5 protein-coding genes are annotated in these 4,305 nt (G+C 66.0%); 1 reads left to right on the top strand and 4 read right to left on the bottom strand.

Features of this window, described 5'->3' with window-relative positions:
* From LLH00_08020 to LLH00_08035, 4 genes are all read right to left on the bottom strand, one after another.
* On the bottom strand, positions 1 to 936 hold a 936-nt coding region (locus tag LLH00_08020), incomplete at its 3' end, for a DegT/DnrJ/EryC1/StrS family aminotransferase (GenBank protein ID MCE5271216.1).
* A gap of 111 nt (positions 937 to 1,047) precedes the next feature.
* Positions 1,048 to 1,512: a hypothetical protein gene (locus LLH00_08025; GenBank protein ID MCE5271217.1), complete on the bottom strand. Its 465-nt coding sequence runs from the start codon at positions 1,510 to 1,512 to the stop codon at positions 1,048 to 1,050.
* 25 nt (positions 1,513 to 1,537) lie between these two features.
* A complete protein-coding gene (locus LLH00_08030) occupies positions 1,538 to 2,587 on the bottom strand; it encodes a deoxyhypusine synthase (GenBank protein ID MCE5271218.1) in 1,050 nt (349 codons plus the stop codon).
* A gap of 78 nt (positions 2,588 to 2,665) precedes the next feature.
* The gene (locus tag LLH00_08035; GenBank protein MCE5271219.1) at positions 2,666 to 3,886 is read right to left on the bottom strand and encodes a glycosyltransferase family 4 protein; all 1,221 of its coding nucleotides are present in this window, start codon (positions 3,884 to 3,886) and stop codon (positions 2,666 to 2,668) included.
* Positions 3,887 to 4,086: 200 nt separating this feature from the next.
* Between LLH00_08035 and LLH00_08040 the strand changes: the two genes are divergently transcribed.
* Positions 4,087 to 4,305, top strand: a 219-nt coding sequence (locus LLH00_08040; protein MCE5271220.1) for a very short patch repair endonuclease, incomplete at its 3' end; no start/stop codon positions are given.

Below are 4,305 nucleotides of genomic sequence, written 5' to 3' on the forward strand. Positions count from 1 at the left end.
CAGCGGGTAGTGGATCACCGTGTCGATCCCGCGTTCTTTCAGGTATGCGGCCAGGTTGTCGCGGCGCTCGCTGCGCACCGCGTACACGTACCAGACATGACGCGCCCCGGCGGGCTCCACCGGCAGCTCGAGGCCCGAGCCAGCAAGCTCCTGCGCATACAGCGCAGCCCTGGCCCGGCGTAGCTCGGTCCAGCGCTCCAGGTGCGGCAGCTTGACCGACAGGAACGCCGCGGTGATACTATCCATGCGGTAATTGTAGCCCGGAATCTCATGCCAGTATTTCTGCACGGCGCCGTGGTTGCGCAGAAGGCGCATCTTCTCGGCCAGGGCCTCGTCCGAGGTCACCACCGCGCCGGCATCGCCCAGGGCGCCCAGGTTCTTGCCGGGATAAAAGCTGAAACCCGCGGCCAGCCCGAACGTGCCGGCCCGCTTGCCGCCGAGCTCCGCCCCCTGCGCCTGGGCCGCGTCCTCCACCACGAGCAGGTTGTGCCGCGCTGCAATGGCGCAAATCTTATCCATCGGGGCCAGGCAACCGTAGAGGTGCACCGGCAGGATGGCCCTGGTGCGCGGGGTGATCGCCGCTTCAAGCCGGGCCGGGTCCATGAGCAGGGTGTCCGGCCTGACATCCACGAACACCGGGCGGGCTCCGCAGTGCAGGACCGCCTCGGACGTGGCCACGAAGCTGTTGGGCACTGTGATCACCTCATCGCCCGGGCCGACCCCGGCCGCGGCCAGGGCCAGGTGCAACGCGCTGGTGCCGTTGCTGCAGGCCACGCAATGGGCTGTCCCCTGGAAAGCGGCGTAGGCCGCCTCGAACGCCTTGACCTCCGGGCCCTGGATGAACGCCCCGTGCTCGATCACCCGCGCGGCGGCGGCCAGCAGCTCCTCGCGCAGGGCGCCGTTCTGCCGCTTGAGGTTCATGAACGGAATGGACAATGGCCCTCCCAATAGGTTTTTCCCGGAGATTGAAGCCGCTTGCAGGAATGCAGGGGCAGGTCCCTGTGCCTGCCCTGCGAATCCAGGCGGCCACGGGGGGCCGCCCCTACATTAAAATTGTTTTACGGTACTATCTCTCAGCGCCGCACGCCCCAGCCAGAGCCGCTCGATCAGACCTGCGCTCTCGCCGCCGACCCCCGGCAGGGCCGGAAAGGGTGCGGGCCGCCCGAGAAGCAGACGGTCGATCAGGCAGTCCAGCAGGGCGGCCTCGCACGTATCCGGCAGCGGGGCCACCTGCTCCGCGCAGGCGTTGACCTGGGCCGTCTCGGCTCTGAAAGCGCCCTCGGCGTTAACGAACTCCGCCCGGTAGACCAGGGTGCCATCCCCGCTGCGGAAAAAGCTCAGCTCGCCGCCGCGGACCGCAACCAGCCACTTATCTTCAGAACTCAGGGGAACCAGCCCCCGGCGCACCCTGCCATACTCCTCCCAGCCGAGGACCCGGCCGTAGGTGAAACCGCGCATTGCCGGGTCCGGCCCCAGGCGCAGCCGCCGCAGGAATACAATCCGCGGGTCCATAGCTCCCCCGGTCTCTCAAACGAATTCAGGCGCGGGCGCCCGCCGCGGCGAACAGTTTGGCGCAGCGGCGCTCGGCGCGGGCAGCCCAGCCTTTCTTGTGCCAGGCGTACCCGGCCAACAGCGGGAAAGTCACCGTGGCCTCGCCGTAGACCATCTGCTCGAACACCGTGTCCACCTTGCCCCAACTGCTGGCCTCCTTGAGCGTGGAGCCGCTCAGGGCGCCGTCGCGCTCATCGGCCACGGTGAGCTGGATCGCGTACTTGTGCATCGGGGCGTCCGTGCCCAGCACATCCGCGGCCACCACGATATCCTGGGCGAAATTCTTGGGCACGCCGCCGCCGAGCATCAGCAGGCCGGTCTCTTTCGATTCCATCTTGATCCGGGTCAGCTCCAGGAAATCCTTGGCCGAGTCGAGGGAGACGCAGTTCACTCCCTGGCGCTTGTACTGGTGTGCGACCAGGCCGAACCCGGCGCTGCAGTCGGAGAAAGCCGGGCAGAAAATGGGCACGTCCCTGCGGAACGCCTCCAGCACGATCGAGCCCTCGCCCTTGCCCTCGGATTCCAGGAAACGGCCCATCTCGGCGATGATCTCGCGCGAGGAATAGGGCCGCGGCTCCAGGCTGTCGGCGATGCGGCCCACGGTCTCGTCGCACTCGCGCAGCTCGTCCTCGTCGATGTAGGTGTCGTAGATGCGGTCGATGTGCAGCTCGCGCAGCTCGGAGTCATCCACGAACGGGGTGCCCAGGTAGTGACGGAACCCCAGGCCCTCGAAGAAATCCTGGTCCACGATGTTGGCGCCGGTGGAGACGATGGCATCCACCATACGGTCGCGCACCAGGGTCTGGATCGCGGTCTTCAGCCCCGCGCTGATCAGCGAGCCGGCCAGGCAGAGGATCACCGTGCAGTCCGGGTCACGCAGCATGCGGTCGTAGATTCCGGCCGCGCGGGCCAGGTTGCGGGCCTGGAACGCGGTGCGGCCCATCGCCTCGACCAGCGGCACCACGTCCGGGAAACGGGTGATGTCGATATGGTCGACCGTGGACTTGAGGAAATCCTTTTTGGTTCTGGCACTCATTATCTGTACCCCTGTTCAGGTTGTAACGGAAAGGTGAAGCCTCCGGTATGTTCAGGCTCGCTCCAGGGGGAGCGATGGTCATTGCTCTGCAGTGTCGCGCCCATACAGCCCGAAACACAGGTTGCGGTAGCGCGCGGCGACCTCCTCCATTGCGTAGCCGGCCAGCACAACCTCGCGGGCGCGGCGGCCCAGGATCTCGCGCAGGGTCGGGTTGTCGGCCAGACGTTCGAGGGCGGAGCACAGAGCGCGGGCGTTGTCCGGCTCGAACAGCAGCCCCGCGCCGCCGTCCTCCAGAAGGCTGTCGGTGACGCCCTCCAGGCGCGAGGCGGCGCAGGCCAGGCCGCAGGCCATCGCCTCGAGCAGGGCGTTGGGCTGGCCCTCTCGCACCGAGCTCAGCACGAATATATCCGCGGCGCGGTAGTAGTCCTCGATCCGCGACGTGCTCTCCACCAGAACCAACTCGCCGGGCCGTCCAGGTTTGGCGGCGGCGGCGCGCACTCGCTCCACGGCCCGCGGGTCCACCTCGTAGGAGCCCTCCGCGGTCCGCCCGATCATCACCAGGCTCAGCGGGCCGTCCCCCAGACAGCTCCAGCACTCGGCCGTCAGGTGCGGGCGTTTCTCTTCCGAGAAATGGCCCACGGACAGCACCAGCACCCCCTCCAGCGGAAGGCCGAGCTGTGCGCGCAGGGCCAGGCGCTCCTCGCGCTCGGCCGGGCGGAAACGGTCGGTGTCCACCCCGTTGGGCAGGCGCACCAGTTTGGCTTCCGGGAACCCGCTGGCCAGATAGGCCCGCGCCAGGGCCTCCCCCGGCGCCAGGTAGCGGTCGGCCAGGGAGTAGAACAGGCGCGACAGAGCCCCGCGTTTGCGGATCGAGGCCGGGTCGTCCTCGCCCAGGCTGGTCAGCTTGAGCAGCACCCGCTTGCCGGGCCAGAGCCTGAACAGCACGAACAGCCAGCTCTTGCGGCTGAACCCGTGCAGGTGGATTATGTCCGCCCGCAGGAAAACACACCATTTCAGCCAGACCAGCCGCGGCAGCCAGCGCAGGAAAGTCAGGGCGCCGGGGTTGGCGCTGCCGACCGGCAGACGGTAGACCGGGACACTGTCCACACTCCCGCGGAACGGCAGGCCGCGCTCCAGGCAGGTGGTGACCACGCTGAACAGCAAGCCATCGCCGTTCGCGGCCCGGATCAGGCTGCGGCACTGCAGGCCCGCACCGGAGATTTCCGGGAAATAGGCCCCGGTGACCATCACCACGCGCAGCGGCCTGACGGGGGAGGTTTCTTTCGGCTGGTCGGTCATGCTCCTCCTCCGAGGCCCTGGCCACGGCTGGACCGTTTTGCCCCAAATTACTGCCAAATCACGGTATGTAATAAAGTAAGCAAGCCGGCCCCGGCTGGCAAGGGTGAGCCGTAAGCCGGAGGTGTCGAGCGACGGTCTTGCCGGGGGGCGGGCTTTGTTTTAAGATTCTTTCAAAGGAACAATACACGACAAGGGGCATTATGGAAAAAGTGGGAGGTGGCGGGACAGATAATCTTAGTCATGAGCAGAGAAAATTTACAATGCAGATGGTTCATGACCGTGACACAAAACCGGAATTGGCAGTAAGGCGTTTTGTCTTTAAAATGGGATACAGATATAGATTACATGATATTAATTTGCCAGGAAAGCCGGATTTGGTATTCGCTAGAAAAAGGAAAGTGCTCTTTGTTCATGGATGC

Source organism: bacterium, assembly GCA_021372515.1.
Taxonomy (GTDB): Bacteria; Gemmatimonadota; Glassbacteria; order GWA2-58-10; family GWA2-58-10; genus JAJFUG01.